Genomic DNA, 20,523 nt, shown 5'->3' on the forward strand with positions numbered 1-20,523 from the left:
TACCCTGAATCTACATGGATCAAACAAAGACTTTTGCTCCTTCTATTAACAAAATGAAATTAAGGATAGCGAAACTTTTTAAAAATTCATTTTCCAAACAGCTCATAATTCTTTTATTTTTGAAATACGCATTTTAAATAAAAAACCATTATGGTTGTAAATAATAGTAATACAAAGTCATACACTTGGGGTGATCAGTGCAAGGCATGGGAATTACTCTTATCTGATCAGGTGATTATCAAAGAGGAACTTATGCCTCCACAAACACAAGAACAACTGCATTTCCACCATAAAACAGACCAATTCTTTTATATTTTAGAAGGTGAAGCTACCTTTAATATAGATCAGAAAAATGTTTCAGTATCTAAAGGAGAGGGCATTGAGATTAAAAGAGAGCAGGTTCACAAAATTGCCAACACCTCTTCTACAGACTTGCGCTTTTTAGTATTGTCATTCCCTGGCAATAGTGCGGATAGAATAAATTTAAAACAATAATCCACCTACATTTTAGGTTGACTAAACCCTAATGAATTGAGTAGAATCTTTCAAACTTTGGCAAAAACTTTTACATTTATTATTTCAATCACTAATGGCAGAGAAATTCGGTAAAACTTGGTGGGGTCAAAAGTGGCTTCAATCCCTTAACAATATTGACTATAGTAATCGTCTTCCACGTGGGAGTACTTATGCTAGAAAAGGTTATGTAACCAAAATTAAAATACAAGGAAATCACATCGACGCTTTTGTACAAGGGAGCAAAATGACACCCTATAAGGTGCAGCTCAAACTTCCTGAATTCTCTGGGGTAGCCTTAAATGATTTTATAGACAAACTTGCCGAAAAGCCTTTATTGATTTCTAAATTGTTTAATAGAGAGTTGGACCCAACATTGTTAACCTTTGCCGAGAAGAACGGTTTAAAGATTTTTCCAAAACAGTGGTCGGACATTGAAATGAACTGTAATTGCCCAGATTGGGCAGTTCCCTGCAAACACTTAGCTGCCGTTATATACAAAATCAGTGCGGAGATTGATAACAACCCTCCCAATACCTTAAGGATAAGAATATGGATTCTACTCTTAGCGGCAAGCTTGATTTACTTTTTGAAAAACTAGACAGTATTGTAAATACCTCTGAAAAAGTATTAATCTTCACCCAGTTCCGAGAAATGGGTGAACTATTGCAACACTTCATTGCTGAGCGTTACGGAGAGTCGCCGATGTTCTATCATGGTGGATGCTCGTTAAAACAGCGCACACAAATGGTAAAAGATTTTCAAGACAACCCTGCGGACAAAATTTTTATTTTATCCTTGAAAGCCGCTGGAACTGGGCTCAACCTTACAGCTGCCAATCACGTAATTCATTATGATCTGTGGTGGAATCCTGCTGTGGAGGCACAAGCTACCGATAGAGCTTATCGCATCGGACAGAAAAAAAATGTAATGGTTCATCGACTAATTACAAAAAACACCTTTGAGGAGCGTATCAATGCGATGATTAATTCTAAAAAGGCATTGGCAGAGATGACGGTTTCTACTGGTGAGAATTGGATTGGTAACCTGAGCAATAAGGAACTAAAAGACTTGTTTACACTGGGATAATTCCATAATGGTCAAAAACAAAAAAAGCCTTCAACTTTCTAGCTATTGCTAAAAAGGAAAGCCTTTCATTGGTTTAACTATTAAACCTTCAGCAGCACTCCTGCTACTGAACAACACAACTATCTTTATGTGATTAAAGTCACTGATCTAATTCAGCGCTTTACAATCCTCTTTAACAATAGATTATTTTAAAAAAAGGAATTCACATTATATTATAATAAGTGGTGAACTTATATAAAGTTCAAAAAAAATATCAAAGTAACTTATTTGGCAAAGATATAAATTAATGGCAAATGCCTGTTATCATTGTCTTGAATATTTTTCTAACCATACAAGGGAAGCCTACCTATCTAGAAAACATCCAGTAATCAAAATGCAAAATTTTACTTGGGGCTTTTGCTTTAAATATAAAATACACATCGTGAACACCTGTGACTTTCTCTGAAATTTCTGACCTTACTAGCTCCCAACGGTCTTCCCCTCCAGTGAGTGGTACCTTAATCTCTGCAATCTTTTGTCCGTCTTTCGAATCAAGTCGCACTTCTATACTCACATCACCATTATGAACTGTCCCGACACGAGCGGTAAATTCTTTGGCTCCTGTATTTTGAAAATCAACGGATCTAACCATTGTAAAAGCCCCTTTAGCTTCCCCGGTGACATATATTCCTACAGTCTCATTTTCTTTAGCTTTTACCTTTTCTGACCAGGCGATTGTTTCTGCTTCATTTTTACGATAGGGATTTAAAGTTTGTAGGGCCTGCTGAATTCCAGCAGTCATACTCATTTGTTCAATCTCCCCTTTGGAGTTGAAATTAGCCTTTTCCACTGCTACTGATCTTGTAAACCCACTTCCTCCAGGTAGTGCACCACTGTGGTAGAAAAAGTAGGTGTTTCCTTTAAAATCAATAATAGCAGGGTGATTTGTAAAAGATCTTCCTTCTTGAGGCATTACTTTCCCTCTGTAGGTATAAGGCCCAGTTATGTTCTTGCTCGTCGAGTATCCGATATGCTCTGGAATTGGCCCAGCTGCGAATAACAAATAATAAAGATCATCTCTCTTATAGAGCCATGGACCTTCTTCATAGGTTGTGGGTCGTAGCTCATCTTTCTCACCCTCTCGCTTTCCAAAGGATTTAATAGTATTTGGAATTTTACTTATCTCCCCTTCTATGCTGATCATGTCTTCATTTAGTTTGACGTAATAACACTCAGGATTTCCCCAAAAAAGATATCCCTGACCATGATCGTCTATAAAAACCGTAGGGTCTATATCTGCATTACTATTGCTAATTAAAGGTTTGCCTAGTGGATCCCTAAAAGGACCATAAGGAGAGTCTGCAACCGCCACTCCAATGCCATTTTTACCCTCTTTAGAGGTAATGGGTACATACATGTAAAATTTCCCATCCCGTTCAATGGCCTGAGGTGCCCAAGCGTTTTGTTTGCCCCAACTAAAATCCTTATACGATAGCACTGTTCCATGATCGGTCCAATTTACCATATCCTGAGTGGTGTATAATCTCCAATCATTCATCGTAAACCACGTAGACTCATCTTCATCATGTGAGGTGTATAAATACAATGTCCCATTGTAAACCATTGGGGCTGGATCTGCAGTGTAATTGGTTTGAATAATCGGATTATAGATACTTGGGATTGCGGGCAGTTTTATTTCTTGAAGCTCAAGCATTTGTCTTGCATATCTTTTTCCAAGTTTTTGATAACCTTTGGTTGAAAAATGTAATCGATCAGCTACCGCATCACAGCCTTCGGATGAAATCACATAGCTGTTTGGGATGTGATCTGGCAAGGTGGCTATTATTTCATTCATGCTCCAACAAGCACCTCCTTGCTCTTCACTGACCATTTCACCTGCTAGAAGAGGTACTTGTTTAGGATCTAGATTAAGGTCTTTAATTAAATTATCATAAACCCCTTTTAGTTTTTGTGGCCATGTAGTATCCCCTGTATTGGATTCACCTTGGTGAACCAAAATCCCTTTTATCACGCCGTCTTTTTGGGCGATTTTAGCAAGTTCAACCAATCTACCATAGGGATTACCATCATATTCTTTTACCATGTTTTTTAACCAATCTGGTGATGCATCCACATAAGATTGGTAATTTTCCTTATCAAATAGCTCAATTTTACAACCACCAACAGCTACGTTAATAACACCAACCTGTATATTATCTGGTAAGTATTTGATCATTTCTCTTCCGAAAAAATCTGTTGGGGTCATCCCTGTACTACATCGAACTAATGGCGGTTTAGCAGTATACCAATGACCCATTACCCGGTTTAATTCTGGGCAGTCTACCCCTTGAAGTATCTTAAACCTCGGATCTGTTTCTACAGTATCCTGAGGCTGTATTCTAGCATGACCTTCCATATTGGACTGACCAAAAGCAAGGTATATATGGAAATTGGGATCCTGGGCAGTAGCTTGGCAAATTACCATAAACATTCCAAGGTAGATAAGCATTTTTGTTTTCATTGTAATGGCTGTTATTATTATTTAGTTGACGTTACTTTTCTTTTATTTTGAGGATTTAAAAATTGGTTTAATAAAGCTTATAAAATATTGCCAATTCGGCTCTACTGTATGTCCACCTTCATGGATCCTAAAAACGAGCTTTCCTTGGGAAAGAAATTCTCCTACTTCGGGGTATTGTAATGCTGACAACCCTTTTTCTGCGTAGAGTTTGTAGGCCTCACTTGCATGCAAACTGGCTAAAAACATTCCTTTAGCATCGACCCAATTGCCCTCAACACTTGGATCCCCAGCACTTATGAACACTGGTCTTGGGGCAGTGAGCGCTATTAAATGATGAGCATCCACAGGCAAATCATCAACCGTTAAGGGCCCTGCGTATTTTATAAAATTAGGAGCAAACCAATGGTACTCGAAACTAGAGGCCAAATTTTCTACCTGCTCCCCAAAATTACGTCTGAGGATCTTTGTTCCACCAGCTCCAGCAGAACCGATAAATCCTGCAGCAAATCGCTTGTCATAGGCCATGGTTACCATGGCGGCCTTACCATAACGTGAAAGTCCTTCTATGGCAACCTTTTTCTCATTTACCCTCGGGTGACTCTTAAAATAATCGAGTGCTCTACTTGCACCCCATGCCCAAGCTTTTAAGGTGCCCCAATCCTCTAATTTTCGAGGTTCTCCCTTATTTACCAGACCTATGATTCCCGATGAAAGTCCAGCACCATTATCTGCTTGATAACTTGTGGGAATCAAGGAAGCATAACCAAATCCTTCGGCTAACAATTGTTCTTGCCATGGGATTTTCTGCTGGCTTGCTGGATTAAATCCTGCTGGGAACTGCCAATCAAATTTTAATATTACGGGTACCTTTTTATAATCCGTTGGAAGGGTTAAAGTCATTTCAATACACACCTTAATATTAGGGTAAGAGGTATTGTCAACAACCCCTAAAAGCTTTTGAACAACAACTGGGTATTGACTAATTACGGAATCTTTTTCGGCAATCACCTTCCAGTGTACTTCTGGTATCTTCTCTGGAAAACGTCCATAAACCTCAGTGTCAAAAGCTTCATATATTTCTAAACGACGCTCTTCCCACTGGGAAACAGAACTGACAGTAGTGCCGTTATTAAAGTTCAGTAATTCTGGCAGTTCAAAGGAGCGTACCTTTGATTCATCTGAATTTGCAGCATTTGGTGCATTTGGATCCCCTGAAGGTCCCGGTCTTAAAGATTCAATACCCAATTTATCCATCATCAATTTATGATCTGCAGTATTTAAACGATTAATACTGTCCAAGGCATGCTGTGAAAATTGGGCGGTCAATGTTCCTGAAAACACAAATAACATCAAAGTAATTAGTGATCGTTGTCTCATCTTATTATCTTTTAATACCCAGGTTGTTTTGAGAAATTATCGCACTAATTCTATTAGTTCTTTCACTACGGGCTTAGCTTGGTTATCACGATCAAAAAGTAACGGATAATCGGTTCTTCCTCTAACAGGCCAGTTATTTTTCCATGAATTCCCATCGTTAATTCCCCAAAGTGCAACCCTACTTATATGGTCACTATGCTTTAAGAAAAGTTTGAAAAATTCTACATATCGCTGGGTAAACTGTCTTTGGACATCCTCAGGCAGTCCATTGGGAAATGGATTCATCTTATCCTCATAAGTATAGGTGTCTGAGAGTTCTGCTCCAGCATCACCCCATGGAGACGGTAGCACGCTGAGTTCTAGTTCGGTAATCATAACCTTCCCTAATTGCGAATAAGCCTCTAAACTTTTATCAAATTCTTTTATATCTGGATGGTTTAACCCTATATGCCCTTGCATTCCGATACCATGGATAGGAATTCCTTCATCTTTTAATTTTTTAACCATTTTAACGACCCCATTTCGTTTACTTGGAATAGCCATCGAATAATCATTGTAATACAGCTCAGCATCTGGATCGGCTTGATGAGCAAATTTAAAAGCAAGTTTAATAAAATCTTCTCCTAAAATTTGATAGAACTTACTATTGCGGTAGCTCCCATCATCCTCAATGGCTTCATTGACCACATCCCAAGAATCTATTCTTCCTTTATACCTTCCAACAACGGTAAAAATATGGGTTTTCATTCGCTCGGTAAGTACTTCTTTGGACACCAAATTACCTTGTTGATCTGTAAAGAACCATCTTGGAGCCTGGGAATGCCATATTAGAGTGTGTCCGTGTATATGCATATTGTTTTGCTCCCCAAATTCTACAAATTTATCGGCAAGCTCAAAGTTAAATTCGCCTTCTTTTGCTTGTATTCTTCCACTCTTCATGACATTCTCAGCAACTATAGAATTAAATTGACTCTGAGCAATGTGCATTTCGCTTGGTTTATTTCCCATTAGCTGCCATGCGTTTAGGGCTGTTCCTATGTAAAATTTATCCTTGTAAGCGTCTTTAAGGGTCATTTGCGTGCTAGGCTCACTTTGGGCTACTGCTTTTTGGATCGTACAGATAGAAAAGCTTATTACTGCATAGCACATTAGTGTCATGATCCTCATATGGGTTCTTTTTAACATACCGTTGTTTATTTAAAAATGCGCTAACCTTGTTATTGTAATGATCTTTTATCAAGGTTGAGTATTGTTGGTTTTTTCTTTATTACTATCAAACAGGTCTCCTAAGCCCAGGAAAGCTTATTAGTATACTGGATTTTAGCGTCACCGCGCTTTCCAATAAACAAGCTTCCTTAGGTTAGGAGAACTATGGTGTGTAAAACTACACTTGACTAAAATTAAATATATGTATGGTTATTTTAAGTATCTAATTCATAAAACTATAGCTATTAAAGTCCTTTTAATGCTTCAGCGAAACTTTGGTACGCTGGCTTTCTGTTCAAATTAATATCCCATAGACCTTGAAATTCTCCTGGTAACCAGCTTGCGTCCTCTGGACTATCACTGATTCCCCATACGGTAATACCATAGCGTTGTTCTTTTGGGACATTATCAATATATGCTTGTACCACATAGGCGTACATCTCCGCTTGAAGTTGAAGAATCTCCTCTGTGGCCTCTGAAGTATTTGTTCTAACATCAAGTTCCGATACCTTAACTAATTTTCCTGTTTGAGCCAGAAGCTTAAACATTTCAGTAATTTTATCTTTATCAGAATCAATACTAATGTGCATTTGAGTTCCAATTCCATCCACTGTAGCCCCTTGACTTTCAATGTAGGACACATAGTCAATCAGACCCTTACATTTGTCTAAATTGTACTCTAAATTATAGTCATTTATAAATAAGAGGTCTTCCGGTTTTCCGAATTCCCGAGCAAGATTAAATGCTTTTACGGCATAATCTTTTCCTAGATAATCTTGCCAGTAAAATTCATCGCTACTTATATCGGAATCGGTTTGGGCGCTTTTTAACTCATAGGGATTTCCGTCATCCATTGGTTCATTAACTACATCCCATGCATTGACATAGGGAAGTCCCGTAACCATAGTTTCAATCCAGCGTTCTAATTCTTGTTCAACGATGGCTTTTTTCACCTCATCGTCTCTTATTAGTATGGTGGTAGACCCGCCACCTCCAGAGGCGCTAATCAGAGATACATTATCGATATATACTGTTCCTGCAAATTCTCCATAACTAACGATGAGTCTTTGACGGTCAGCTGCCGTTGCGGTTGTGGAAAGTTCAACGCGTTGCCATTCTTGGTTTACGTTTACTTGTCCAAATGCATTGGAGCTGTAATCAGGGCTTTGTAATTCTGGTCGGATGATACCTTCTGCATCCCCTTTTACCCAAAAACTCAGGGTATACATTTCTCCATTAGTCAAAGCTTCTGGAAATTCGTAGACAGATTGTACTTCCCAAAATCCCCCTGTTATCGATGGATTGGTTAAGTAAAATGCCTTTCCTTGATTCCCATATCCAAGACCATCTTGGGTTACGCCCATTTGAGCATTATTACCCCAGCCTCCCCAGCCAGTTCCTGTTTCAAAATCTCCGTTTTCAACCAAATTGCTAACAATCAGGTCACCCTGGGTATCGTATACATAAAGGTTATTAACATCAATTGTATAGGTTACTCCAGCGCTATAACCAAAATCAAAGTTTAAGCTAAAACTATCCCCTGCAAAATCCTTCACTTTGAATCGTACTTCATTCCAAGAAAAACCTGTTTGAAAGAATTCAGTTGCTTCTCCATCTGAATCATAGTCCAACGCGGGGGTATTCTCATTTAAACCTTCGAATGATATTCGTCCTTGTCCAGGCTGGTCTGATTTTATATAAAATATCACTTCGTATTCATGTCCCGCAACCACTGGAATATCTGGAGTGGTCAATCGAACAGCTCCAGGGTCCTCATTTGCTGAGGCTACTTGAATTTCAATTGCATTGGCCCCTTCTCCAATTCCTTGTCCATCTACAATACTTAATCCTTGACTATTAGTGGTATATCCAGATAGACTCCCATCTTCCAAACCTGCTTTATCCAAATCATTTGGAAAAGAAGGAGATTCAATAACAAGTGGAGCAAGTGTCCCGTTTAAATAACTTGCATTTTGATTGGCGTGCCAGGTAAGAGTGTGTCCAAATACTGAGGTTCCTACGGCTTCTGCCGCCGCGATAAGTTCATTGACCTGCCTTAGTTCTATGGTTCCGTCAGCTTGTACCACAGCACCATGCTTCATTCCGTAACCTAAGGTTAGTTCATGGAAGTTTTTATTGATCAATCGGTAGGCAAGGCCTTTATTGACATAGTCAGATAATGAAACGGCTCCGCCTAATTTAAACTTAGGATTTGAACTACTGTCGATATAACTTTTAAGAGGTTCATATTCATTTAATTCTTCTTGCGCCTGAATAGCTTTTGGTTTTTCCACTGCAAATTCTAATGGATCTAGGTCGGCGCAGGAAAAGACCATAGCTAAAACGCCGCTATATACGAGAAAACGATTTATATATTGCATAATCGATTTTGTTTTAAATTTTATTCTACTACTGGTGAAAAGGTCTCCATGGCCACACCACGATCTCTAAGAACTAGCGTATCGGTGGTACTTACTGAAATTTCATCCATGTTCACTTGATACTCTAGGTAAAGGGCATCACGGTCTTCGCCTCCCCAACTTTCCTTCTCTCCATCTTTCACAAACTTCCCACTTCCGCTAGCGGTATACTGATCAGAACCTGCACTAATGGTACAGTTCCCAGCATCATCAAAGCTTAAGATTAAGGTACAGTTCACTGCGTATCCTTCGCTATTTTGAAAAGTCAAGTCCAATGAAGTTTCAGTTAGACTACGCGTTGAAAGCCCTATGACTTGATCATCCTCAACATATTGTTGATGTCTAACCACTGTATCGTCAAGACTTTCATTTCCTGGGGTTCCTTTAATGACATCAACACCACGACGCAAATAATTTCCTTCCCAAGTGTTGATATATTTTACTGCGTATAAGATGTAATCCTTAGGTAAAACATCCCAATCATCCGCAACTGCTTTTCTAGGATTGGCCGCAAGAGGTCTTCCTGACAAAACAGAATCTGCATTGACCACATTGGTCATTTGAAGCGGGATAACATAGTTTCTACTAGTGGCAAGTGGATCCGCAAAAAAAGCATCGCTAAATTGAACCTCCACACCACCAGCAATCTCGCCTTTTGGTATTTTGATCTCGTTGGAATTAAGAGTATAATAATTCTCTGGCATAGGTAGGATCTTCTCACCACCCTGCTCGAAAAGTAGGTTTTCGGTTATAGTGTTATCGACCTGAAAATTGATACGAACATCGCGATCATTGTGGTAAGTCCCTCCAATGGTTGCCATTATTTTGGTCTTTCCTTGGTTGTCTAATGTGGTATCAAAAATATCTTCACCAAAGGTAATTGTCCTCACCGGGTATTGGTAAGCAAAATAAACCGTTTGGAACTGATAGTCATCAAATTCAGTCTTATCATTATGACAAGAAGTCAAACCTGAAAAAATAAGTAATGCTGCTATATAGAGTTTGATTTTCATATTGTTTTCTTTGTTTATAAAAGGGACGGACTTACTACCACCCTTGGTTTTGAATAAGCTTATCATATTTTAAAACCTCACTAAAAGGGATTGGACCATATTGCATATAATCTTCAAAAACCCTATTTTCTACCGTTATGGTTTGATGAGTATTATTAGTGATACTTACTCCACTAGCTGGAGTGGTTAAATCATTTCCCCAGCGACGTATATCCCAAAAACGGAATCCTTCAAAACAGAGTTCTAATCGACGTTCGTTTCTAATAAGATCTCGCATGCTCGCTGGATCTTGTGCCATAGCCTCTAGATACGCATCTGGTTGGGTAATCCCTGCACGCTCACGTATTCTAGAGATAACATCATAGGCTGAGAAACCATGGGCTCCAGTACCTTTTGGTCCCCAAGCTTCATTAGCTGCCTCAGCGTAAATCAGATATAACTGAGTATAGCGCATTCTTGAGGTATAATGTTGCTGTGTATTATTCACCACAGGGTCTAAATTAACGTCTTGCCTTAGCAGTTTTCTTAGATAATAACCTGTCCTAGTTGAAGTTTCAACAGCATTTAAGGCATCGTTGGTGGTGCCATCGGCTGCTGTAGTAATGGTCACATTGTTGGCTCCTGCAGTACTTTGATTCACCACCACATAGTGGTTTAATCTTGGATCTCTATTAGCATAAGGATTTGAAGGATCAAATCCACTAGCTGGATCATCAATAGGATAACCATTTGCCATTGGGAACGCATCCACTAAGTTTTGAGTTGGATTAATCTCTCCCTCACCAAATAGTGTTGGTGGGAAATTACGTCTCTCCAAATCATTGGTTTCTACCACATCAGTTCTCCAAATAATCTCTGGTGGGTTGTTACCACCTCCAATTCCACTTATGATGGAAGTATTTTTATACCAGGTATGTCCGTTTTCTGCAATACCAGCTACGCCTCCATTTTCAACTAGCACCTCAGCAGCGTAATTGGCTACATCAGCCCAAGTGGTAGTATTTCCTTGCGCGTAAGCTGGACTAGCAGCCAGTAAAGCGGCTTGCGCTCTAATGGTTTTAGCTATTCTTCCAGTCATTCTCTGTTTGGCATACTCCCCAAAAACTCGGTTGTAATCCGCTAGGTTTGAATAACCTTCTGGAAGTGTTTCTACGGTTTCATAATCCAAAGGGAGTAGTATCTCTGCTTGGGCTACATCCTGATATAATTGTTGCATACACTGCTCGAATGTGGCTCTTGGCTGATTAAAATCAGATCCAGTTTCTTCTGGTTCCAATAAAATCGGCACCCCTAAAAGTTCACCGTTAGCCCACCCAGCGGAAGTACGTAAAAGGTAGTACATATACAATGCTCTTAACCCGTATGCCTCTCCTTTAAGTCGATCGTTAAACATCTGACTAATTTGCTCATCTGTAGACCAAGTAACTTTATCGGCCTCTGCTAAGAAGATGTTGATATACTGAATTGCGGCACGTGCGTTTCTCCATTGATCAAAAGGATTGTTTTGAGCGGTCCACTGCCCAGTGGCAACCTCGCGGTAGTTGTTACTATTTACCGTACCAACAGCATTACTAACCGCATCGTCCGTGGCCACATCATCAAAGGAATACCCATTATTTGGCAATCGCGTATAGCCATTGAGTAAAATACCCTGGGCGTATTCCGCTTCATCATACATATCATCAAGGCTTCTATTGTTCTCTATAGCGGGTTCTATAAGATCATCACAACCGGTAATTGCAACGACTAAAAATAAAAGAAGTAGTAGTTTACTTTTCATTTCCAATTTTGTTTTAATTTTTAAAATATTGCTTTTACACCCAAGTTGAAAAATCGATTCTGTGGAGTTCCTCCAACATTTAACTCGAGTACTTCACGATTAGAAGACACAGTTAATAGATTGGATCCACTTATATAAACACCCAATTCGTTTACAAAGGATTTTGCGAACAGTGTATTGGGTAAGTTATAGGATATCTGAACCTTGGCAAGATCAAAACGATCAGTGCTATAGAGCCAGAAATCTGAGGATCTAAAGTTATTGTTGCTATTGGTGGTGGTTAGCCTTGGATAGCTCGCCGTTTCACTTGTCTCTGGGGTCCAACGATCGCGAGCTATAATGGAATACTTATCCTCGGCATCCATCCAGAAATAGGAACTGTTTTTCATAGCGTGGGCTCCAAATCGTCCAACTCCTAGGGCAAAAAAGGTGAAATCTTTCCATTTGGCAGTGAAATTCACCCCTAAGGTTAAGGGAGAACCAAACCAGCCTCCTTTGGCTAAGTATACCTCATCTTGGGTATCGATGATTCCATCGTTGTTTTGATCCTTATATTTTATATCCCCTGGGGCTACTTGACCAAAACTCTGGGTGGGTGAGTTTTCAATTTCTTCAATACTGGAGAAAAAACCATCATTCTCTAGGCCCCATATAGCATCCATAGGGTTACCTTTTCTATTTTGATAAGCATCCTCAAACATTTCAGCTCGTTTTGTGGCTGTTGTCTTGTAATAAGTACCAACCAATCCTAAGGTAGTTTCCACCTGGCCAAATTGCTCCTTCCAATTGATATTAAAATCAAAACCAATACGCTGATCCTGGTTGTAATTCACATAAGGAATAAAGGAAGAGTTTGGCCAATAGGTTATAAAGTGACTTGGATAAAGTATATCGGCCTGTACTACACCTCCAGATATTTCATTGGCGAAAAAGGATCCTTGAATTTGTAGCCTCTTATCAAGCAAGGAAGCTTCTACCCCTAGGTTAATTTCTTTTCTTTTAGCGAAGGTTAAGTCGTTATTCTCCCCTCTTCTAGAATCTGTGGATTGACTTAAAGCACCGTCTCTCCAGTTAAACCAAGCACCATCGGTTTGGGTGTAGATACTCTGGTATAAGAAGTAATCATCTATATCGATATCGGTGTGAAGAATCCCTGCAGAGACGGTAAACTTAAGCTCATCTACCACATCAGAATTACTTAAGAAATCTTCCTCACTTAAACGCCAACCAAGTGAAATGGTCGGTGAAAATGCCTGACGATTTCCCTCTGGTAGTTTTGCAGAATGTACTAAAGCGCCACTAAAATTTACAAAGTATTTATCCATGTAATCATAGCCTAAATACAAACCTAAATTGGCATTACTGGTACGGTGGTACTGCTCTGATATAGATTGCTGGAATCCATTGGCTAGTAGAATAGCCGATAGGTTGTGATGTTGCTCAAATACCGTTTCATAATTAAATTGCCCTGAGAATGAAATCGTTTGTCTATACCAGCTTTCACTGATGTTCTGAACTCCTGATTTGGCGTCCTGCCCATATTGAGTTAGTCCAGAAATTAAATCTGATCCGTTATAATTGGTCCAGCTTGGCTGATAAACCGCATACTGGTTGTTATATGATTGATTATATGAAGTTGAATAATCCACCCCAAATTTTGAATGGAAACTCAATCCTTCTAAAACACTTCCAAGATCCGCTCCTACACCAGTATTAAACTGAAATTGTCTACTGGTAAAGTTATTGCTTCCTCCAGCATAGATGGCTGCAAATGGATTGGTTTGATCCAATTGCGTTCCTCCCAAAAGATACTTTCCATTAATAATATAACTACTGTTATTTACATACTGCATCGAGCTCTCATCACTCGGTTCAATCATATCAATGGGAATTAGAGGAGCAAATCTATTTGGTCTTAAAGTGGCGGCATTTGCCCAGTAGTCAGTATTTACACCCCAGCCATTGTAATATACTGCCGATGCATCTACTGTGGCATAGAGGGCTTTGCTAATGTTAATATCAACATTTCCTCGGATATTAAATCGTTGGGTTCTGTTGTTTTCTGCTTCACCAAAGTCCATAAGACTACCAGCGGTATAAAAACCTAAGTTGGTATAGTATTGAGCAGTCTCATTACCTCCAGTAATTTGAGCTGATGCATCATAGCGATTATAAGTTTGCTTCAAATATTCAGAAGAGTAATAATTCACATCTGGATATCTGTAAGGATTGCTTCCAGAGGCATAATTATAAATTGTCTCATCACTGTAGAGTTGACTTAATCCATCATTTGCTCTTGCCTCATTATAGAGGGTCATGTACTCGGCGGAACCTAAATATTTTGGAAAACTTTTAGGAACAAATATCCCAGCGTTTACATTAACTTCAATTTCTTGCTTTTGTACCTTCCCTCTTTTTGTGGTGATTTGAACGACGCCTTTAGCTGCTTGGCTTCCGTATAGAGCGACTGCGGAAATCCCTTTCAATAAACTAATTTGCTCGATTTCAGTAGGATTAACACTACCAGCATCACGTGGAATTCCATCGATAAGAACCAAATATTTATCCATTCCCCAGAGATTGCCGTGGAATCCGTTGATCATACCATCTAGATTCTCAAATGTACTGGTATTATAATTCTTCTCCATGAGATCTTCATAGTCTAGTACGGAAACCCCATCAATTAAATTTCTCTTTTCGACGCTTCTAAAGGCAACATTGACATCCGAAAACTCATCCAATGGTTTGAGAAGTATATTACTCAAATCTGGTTTAACCATCACTGTTTTAGACCTATAATCTGATGCCGCAATGACCAATTCAGAATACAATCTTGTAGTGATAGCAAAACTACCTACAGAATCGGTAAGGACCTGCTCACCAGATTCTCCTCTGACGGTCGCACCCACTAGAGGTGCCCCTTTTTTGCCTCTGACGGTCGCCTGCAGATCAATTTGATCTGAGGTTTGAGCGATTCCCATTAATGGAAACAATGCAATTAGTGCACAAAAGGCTATTTTAAATTTTATATTATTCATTCTTTATTTCTTTAAGTTGAACACTATGTGGTTACCAGCCTGGATTTTGGCTAAATTCCAAGTACATATTTACATCTACATTTTTTAGAGGTAGCCAATAGTGCTTGCTACTAAAATTTCTTTCTAGAATTATTTCTTCCCTTAGGTTTAGTACTCGATTTTGGGAAGGATCATCGGTGTTGAGTTCACCCGCTCTATCAAATTCAACAGATTTCTTGAGCGTATAAGGACTTTCTATAAGCAACAACCAACGTCTTAGGTCGTTGAATCGGTGTCCTTCAAACGCCAACTCTACAGCTCGTTCTCTACGAACTTCACCCATAAAAGCATCCAAACTTCCCAAAAACTCACCTGCTACAGGTCCTACCCCAGCACGCTGTCTTACATGGTTAATGGCATCCACAGCAGTCTTACTAAATCCAGAAACTTGACCTGAAGGTGATCCATACCCTTGAGCGGCTGCTTCCGCATACATTAGATATACACCAGAAAGCCTCATATATGGCAAGTGGATATTCAGGTTATTTCCATAACCATAACCGTCATCATACTTATTGGCGGTTCTTGGAATGAACTTATAGAGCAAGTACCCTGTTCTACTTCCTGTAGATATGTTTCTATAACTACCTCCAGTAAAAAGGTTGGCATAGCGGTTAAACTCCTCCTCTGGTGGCATCGAACCTTGAACGGCGCGAACCCCATCAAACATAATGTCGTTGTAGAATCTTGGATCTCTATTTCTCCAAGGGTACTCAGGATCATATCCTGAAGTAGGGTCAGCTTGGGTAATGTCATCAATAGGCATTCCGTTAGCCATTCCATATAGGTCTACATAATTTGCAGTAGGTAGAAATTTGACATCACCGTCCGTTAAAATTGGTGAAGGCTGATATTGTTTAGCCGTACCATAGGTGGATCCATGTGCTCCAAAGTAAGGACCTCTAAAAATAGCCTCTGTACTCCCTGGGATTTGCCAATTCTGACCTGTGGTATAGAAATTCAAATGATAATCTGAAAATGGCACTAAAGAATAATCAGCCTGACCAGATTCAGTAAGGTTAAGTAATTCTGCAAAGGCTTCCGCTGCCTTTTGAGCATACGCCGTGTTGTAACCAGAATTTCCAGTAGATTCTCTGTTCATCAGAGGACTTGCCGCCCATAAATAGTTCTTACCTAGATATCCAAGAGCCATTATTTTATTGATACGCAGTTGGTTTTTACCTAAGGTTGCAGTACCAGCTGCGGTATCGTCCCAATCAATTGGCAACAAATTAGCAGCCTCACGAAAATCCTGAGCAGCAAGATCAGCTGCTTCATGATAACTCAGTCTTGGCAATTGCAATGGTTCATCACTTGGCAAGACCTCATTTATATAAGGTAATCCTCCAAAATATTGGATAAACTGAAAATGAAACCATGCTCTAAAGAACAAGAGTTGCCCCTTAATCAAGTCCTTCTCTTCTTGGCTTGCGTCAGTTAGTAGTTCTAAATTGGCTAGCCCTATATTGGTTTTTCTAATTCCATACCAACCTAATTGCCAAAGAGATTTAGTAAACCTGTCATCATTGGTATTGGTGTTATTTCTATCCATCCAACCTGCTTGCCAACCATCAAATTCTGATTGCCATCCCCAAAAGTCTCCATTTTCAATCTTACATAAAAAGTGAAAATCTCTAGCTGTTGATTGAATTTCATCATCACCCCAGTTCCAGGAATTTGTCCAATAGGCATTGGTGAAATCTGGAATACAGTGATACAGTTCTTCTGTAAAGCCCTGAAAATTGGTGAAATTCTTAAATGCTTCTGTTTCTGAAACAATGGATTCATCTTCCCTATCCAAATACTTCTCACAGGAAGAAATCACAGCCATCGTACCAATGGCAAAGCTAAATTTTATAATATTTTTTAAGTACTTTTTCATACGAGGCTAGTTTAAAATGTAATATTTACTCCTAAGTTATATCGCTTCACAGTAGGGTAAGCTCCCTGAGACGCCCAGCCTGTACCTGCAAAGTTTGATTCCCTATCATCTGGCATATCCGACCATAAGAAAAGGTTGTTTCCATTGAGGTAGATCCGAAGGTCTTGAATCCCTAATCGTTGTGCCAAACTGGATTTTGCATCAAACGTATAGGCTATTTCAGCATTTTTAAGTCGTACGTAAGAACCATCATAGAAAAATCTATTGGCGTCATTAAATCCACTAGGAGTGGTAAGCCATCTCGGCATAGGAGTATCTCCGTTGATATTGTCTTTTGACCAATAACTACCCTCATCATACACGATATGATTCTGACTGGTTAAACTTCCTAAAACTACCTGACGCGTAACATTGTTAACTCCATAGAATTGTACATAAGCACTAAATCCTTTCCAATCAACCCCTGTGGTTATATTATAGGTGTTTTGTGGAGAGCCCGTAAAGCCGTATGGAATATTATCATATGAATCTATGACCCCATCTGCATTATAGTCTATAATGTGATAATTTCCAGGTAATTTTTGACTGTCATTCGCATTGTGAATGGTACTTGCATAAAGCTCATCCCAGGTATTGTAGTATCCTGGTGTGACGTGCGAATAGGCTTGTCCTATTTGCAATCCTTGTCTTTTTTGGTAATCTGGTAATAAAGCAGGATCATCTGCATAGATCACCTCATTTTTAGAATGAGTCATATTGATGTTAGACCAAAGTCTTAGACCATTTTGGAATCTATGGCTTAGGTTAAGGTCAAATTCAAAACCTTTATTTACCACATGTCCCAGATTTGCAACTGGAGCATCAGTACCAAAATAGGATGGTATCGCCCTATCACCACCGTTTATTAAAATATCGGTTCTCTCATCTTTAAAGTAATCAAAGCTCCCTGAGATAAAACCATTGAGAAATCCAAAATCAACCCCAATGTTTGTTTTCTTCACCTTTTCCCAAGACACTTCAGGGTTTCCTACGGATTGCTCGGTATACCAAGTGTATGGGCTTTGTTCGGCTCCTTCGCCTGTTATTCCAAGTCTTGCTTGACCGCTATAGCCCCATTGAGTCATGTATAAGAATCTTCCAGCAACATTATCATCTCCAATTTCTCCGTAGTTCGCTCTGAGTTTAATCAGATCTATAAAAGAGGCCGACTCAAGGAAGTTTTCTCTAGAAACGATCCAACCAATCCCTCCTGAGGAGAAGAAAGCAAATCGATTTTCAGGGCTAAATTTCTCGGATCCATTATACGCCCCGTTGTACTCAAAGGTGTATTTGTTATCTAAGGTATAGGTAGTTCTAAAAACCCAATCTTCTCTATATCGGGGTATTTCACTACCCGTAGCATTTTCATTTCTATTCATAAGACCCATAACAGAAACATCGTGTCGCCCACCAAAATTTTTGGCATATCTCAACTGTAATTGATAGAATAATTTTCTGTGAGAAGCCCAGTCTCGAACTGAACCTGCGCTTGGCGACCATTTCACCCCTTCTTGAAAATCAAAACGGCTATTGGGATCATAAGCTTTTTTATAAAGGATCGTCCCTGTAACAGGGTCTATCCATTTTTCTTGTGCGTCATTATACAAATCATTCACTCCGCGATCACCTTCAACGAAGGTGTTATCAAGTGCAATAGTTCCACTGAAATCAAGACCGTCAAAAATCATATCCAGATCTTGGTTTAAGGTGAAGTTTGTTGTTAAACGGGTGGTAGTTACATATTGAACACCACTTAGACCTAAGACTCTAGCAGAGTTGGTCGCAGCTCCTTCATTAGGGGCATAATATCCCCAAGTTCCATCTGAATACTGAGGAAGGAAAACATCTGGTGCTGTACTATAGGCAGCGACCCACATGCTGTACTCACTACCATCAGCTCCCCATGGACTTTTCTTTACTCCACGAGATCCTGATAGGTTTACTTGAAACAAGGTCGAAGGTGTTAGTTGGAAGTCAAGGTTTCCTCGTACATTCAAACGATTATATCCATAACCAGGTTCATACCCTCTGCTATTATCATATTTTTGCATCAAATCTCCCTCTCTCAGGAAATCTGCTGATGTAAAGTATTTTACAAAATCTGTTCCCCCGCTTACGTTGACATTTGCGTTGTAAGACATCGCATAATCTTGAAATAGCGTTTCAGCCCAATCGACATTTGGGTATCGCTCTCGTTCATCCTGATTGGCAGGGTTTCGGTATTTATCAATAATATCTAATGGCAAATAATCATTCCAACCATTAGGGTTTAAACCAAGTTCATTTTCAATGGCCCGGTTTCGAACCATCAATGCGCCATAAGAATCAAGCTTTCCAGGTAGCTTGGATGGCACTTTCATGGTAGTGTTAACTCTAACCCGTATGGTTGCTTCTCCTTTTTTACCCCTTTTTGTGGTCACCAGAATTACACCATTTGCTCCACGAACACCGTAAACAGCTGTAGCCGAGGCATCCTTTAAGACAGAGATGGATTCCACTGAACTTATGGCAACACTTGACATAGGTCTTTCTACTCCATCTACGAGAATAAGGGGTTCAGAATTATTCCATGTACTTTGTCCGCGAATTAGGATTCTAGGTTCTTCTTCCCCTGGCATCCCTGTACTTGCACTAGTGATTACACCAGGCACATTCCCTGTTAAAGCTGATCCAATACTGGACACCCCTCCGGTTCGCTCTAAAACTTCACCACCTACTTCTACAATAGAGGCAACAACTGCTTCTTTTTTTTGCTCACCATATCCTACTATAACAACTTCTTCTAAGGTTTGTGAATCAATATCCATGATTATATTAATCTCAGACTGATTGTTGATCTTTCGCTCAACAGTCTTAAAGCCAATATAACTATAGACCAGTGTAGCATCAGAAGGTGCATTAATCGAATAATTTCCTTCCATATCCGTAACTGCACCGACCCCAGGCACTTCTTTAATAAGCACGTTTACACCTGGAATACCGAGGTTGTCTTCTGAAGAAACAACCCGTCCAGTAATAGTGTTTTGTACGCTGTCGCTGGCGTAAAGGGTGGGAGAAAAAAGAAATAGAATCAAAAGCCCCAAAACCATAGTAATAGTCCGGTTAGGGCAACTTAGTAAATTTATTTTCATATTAAAATGTTTTAAACTCTTGATAAAATGATTAGACATCGCTTCAGATAACTGACCAATTACAACCTATAACGTTGTAGTAGTTAGCGATACAAAAAAGCGATAGTTCTTGAATCATTCCAGATGGGTTTATCCATTTTTTGAAAAGAAGATTCTGGGTGTGATGTTGTGTAAAAGTGTTTCATTTTTGGTGGATTAGTTTAATTATTTAAATTGGTTTTCCTTCTTTATGGGTTACTTTAATTCCTTATACTGAAATAAAAATTTTAAGTATTTAAGGAGTAGCACTACTTTTAAAAGAAGCATATGTTAATTATTCCTTAAAACAATTGTCTCAAATATATCTGTTAATTAGTCTGGCGAACAATTGCATGTTACAAATACATTACACTATGTTACATTAGCCTTTAGGCAGGAGAAATAAGGGATAAAATCGATCTAAATTTCGACTAAAATAGGATTATTTTAAAGGTTAATTATCTGATTTTTAGCTATT

12 protein-coding genes are annotated in these 20,523 nt (G+C 39.2%); 3 read left to right on the forward strand and 9 right to left on the reverse strand.

Features of this window, described 5'->3' with window-relative positions; translation table 11 throughout:
- The first annotated feature begins 150 nt into the window (after positions 1 to 150).
- From I215_RS07010 to I215_RS07020, 3 genes are all read left to right on the forward strand, one after another.
- On the forward strand, positions 151 to 495 hold the full coding sequence (locus I215_RS07010; RefSeq protein WP_008991269.1) for a cupin domain-containing protein: 345 nt from the start codon (positions 151 to 153) through the stop codon (positions 493 to 495).
- 94 nt (positions 496 to 589) lie between these two features.
- Positions 590 to 1,114 (forward strand): SWIM zinc finger family protein, encoded by a 525-nt coding sequence (locus I215_RS07015; RefSeq protein ID WP_040459966.1) that lies wholly within the window; start codon positions 590 to 592, stop codon positions 1,112 to 1,114.
- Positions 1,066 to 1,602, forward strand: a complete 537-nt coding sequence (locus I215_RS07020) for a DEAD/DEAH box helicase (protein WP_040459968.1) — start codon at positions 1,066 to 1,068, stop codon at positions 1,600 to 1,602. The genes I215_RS07015 and I215_RS07020 overlap by 49 nt, the downstream gene beginning before the upstream one ends.
- A gap of 346 nt (positions 1,603 to 1,948) precedes the next feature.
- Here I215_RS07020 and I215_RS16480 read toward each other — a convergent pair whose 3' ends face one another.
- From I215_RS16480 to I215_RS07065, 9 genes are all read right to left on the reverse strand, one after another.
- Positions 1,949 to 4,102, reverse strand: coding sequence for a family 43 glycosylhydrolase (locus I215_RS16480; protein WP_008991270.1), 2,154 nt, complete (start codon positions 4,100 to 4,102; stop codon positions 1,949 to 1,951).
- Between the two features lie 42 nt (positions 4,103 to 4,144).
- Positions 4,145 to 5,479 (reverse strand): glucuronyl esterase domain-containing protein, encoded by a 1,335-nt coding sequence (locus I215_RS07030; RefSeq protein WP_008991271.1) that lies wholly within the window; start codon positions 5,477 to 5,479, stop codon positions 4,145 to 4,147.
- A 36-nt stretch (positions 5,480 to 5,515) separates the two neighbouring features.
- The gene (locus I215_RS07035) at positions 5,516 to 6,646 is read right to left on the reverse strand and encodes an endo-1,4-beta-xylanase (RefSeq protein WP_193362584.1); all 1,131 of its coding nucleotides are present in this window, start codon (positions 6,644 to 6,646) and stop codon (positions 5,516 to 5,518) included.
- 284 nt (positions 6,647 to 6,930) lie between these two features.
- Positions 6,931 to 9,066 (reverse strand): endo-1,4-beta-xylanase, encoded by a 2,136-nt coding sequence (locus tag I215_RS07040; protein WP_008991273.1) that lies wholly within the window; start codon positions 9,064 to 9,066, stop codon positions 6,931 to 6,933.
- A gap of 20 nt (positions 9,067 to 9,086) precedes the next feature.
- Complete coding sequence (locus I215_RS07045) at positions 9,087 to 10,118, reverse strand: DUF5627 domain-containing protein (RefSeq protein WP_040459992.1); 1,032 nt, start codon at positions 10,116 to 10,118, stop codon at positions 9,087 to 9,089.
- 34 nt (positions 10,119 to 10,152) lie between these two features.
- Positions 10,153 to 11,898, reverse strand: a complete 1,746-nt coding sequence (locus tag I215_RS07050; RefSeq protein ID WP_008991275.1) for a RagB/SusD family nutrient uptake outer membrane protein — start codon at positions 11,896 to 11,898, stop codon at positions 10,153 to 10,155.
- Positions 11,899 to 11,918: 20 nt separating this feature from the next.
- Entirely contained in the window at positions 11,919 to 14,936 is a 3,018-nt protein-coding gene (locus I215_RS07055) for a SusC/RagA family TonB-linked outer membrane protein (RefSeq protein ID WP_008991276.1), read from the reverse strand.
- 31 nt (positions 14,937 to 14,967) lie between these two features.
- Positions 14,968 to 16,857: a RagB/SusD family nutrient uptake outer membrane protein gene (locus I215_RS07060; RefSeq protein ID WP_008991277.1), complete on the reverse strand. Its 1,890-nt coding sequence runs from the start codon at positions 16,855 to 16,857 to the stop codon at positions 14,968 to 14,970.
- 11 nt (positions 16,858 to 16,868) lie between these two features.
- Positions 16,869 to 20,027, reverse strand: a complete 3,159-nt coding sequence (locus tag I215_RS07065) for a SusC/RagA family TonB-linked outer membrane protein (protein WP_008991278.1) — start codon at positions 20,025 to 20,027, stop codon at positions 16,869 to 16,871.
- Positions 20,028 to 20,523: the final 496 nt, after the last annotated feature.

This window comes from Galbibacter marinus, assembly GCF_000300875.1.
Classification (GTDB): Bacteria; Bacteroidota; Bacteroidia; order Flavobacteriales; family Flavobacteriaceae; genus Galbibacter; species Galbibacter marinus.

Excerpts from the sequence above, each read along its gene's own strand:
- I215_RS16480 (WP_008991270.1), bottom strand. The coding sequence starts at position 4,102 with ATGAAAACAAAAATGCTTATCTACCTTGGAATGTTTATGGTAATTTGC.
- I215_RS07040 (WP_008991273.1), bottom strand. The coding sequence starts at position 9,066 with ATGCAATATATAAATCGTTTTCTCGTATATAGCGGCGTTTTAGCTATG.
- I215_RS07055 (WP_008991276.1), bottom strand. The coding sequence starts at position 14,936 with ATGAATAATATAAAATTTAAAATAGCCTTTTGTGCACTAATTGCATTG.
- I215_RS07060 (WP_008991277.1), bottom strand. The coding sequence starts at position 16,857 with ATGAAAAAGTACTTAAAAAATATTATAAAATTTAGCTTTGCCATTGGT.
- I215_RS07015 (WP_040459966.1), top strand. The coding sequence starts at position 590 with ATGGCAGAGAAATTCGGTAAAACTTGGTGGGGTCAAAAGTGGCTTCAA.
- I215_RS07045 (WP_040459992.1), bottom strand. The coding sequence starts at position 10,118 with ATGAAAATCAAACTCTATATAGCAGCATTACTTATTTTTTCAGGTTTG.
- I215_RS07035 (WP_193362584.1), bottom strand. The coding sequence starts at position 6,646 with ATGAGGATCATGACACTAATGTGCTATGCAGTAATAAGCTTTTCTATC.
- I215_RS07010 (WP_008991269.1), top strand. The coding sequence starts at position 151 with ATGGTTGTAAATAATAGTAATACAAAGTCATACACTTGGGGTGATCAG.
- I215_RS07050 (WP_008991275.1), bottom strand. The coding sequence starts at position 11,898 with ATGAAAAGTAAACTACTACTTCTTTTATTTTTAGTCGTTGCAATTACC.
- I215_RS07020 (WP_040459968.1), top strand. The coding sequence starts at position 1,066 with ATGGATTCTACTCTTAGCGGCAAGCTTGATTTACTTTTTGAAAAACTA.
- I215_RS07065 (WP_008991278.1), bottom strand. The coding sequence starts at position 20,027 with ATGAAAATAAATTTACTAAGTTGCCCTAACCGGACTATTACTATGGTT.
- I215_RS07030 (WP_008991271.1), bottom strand. The coding sequence starts at position 5,479 with ATGAGACAACGATCACTAATTACTTTGATGTTATTTGTGTTTTCAGGA.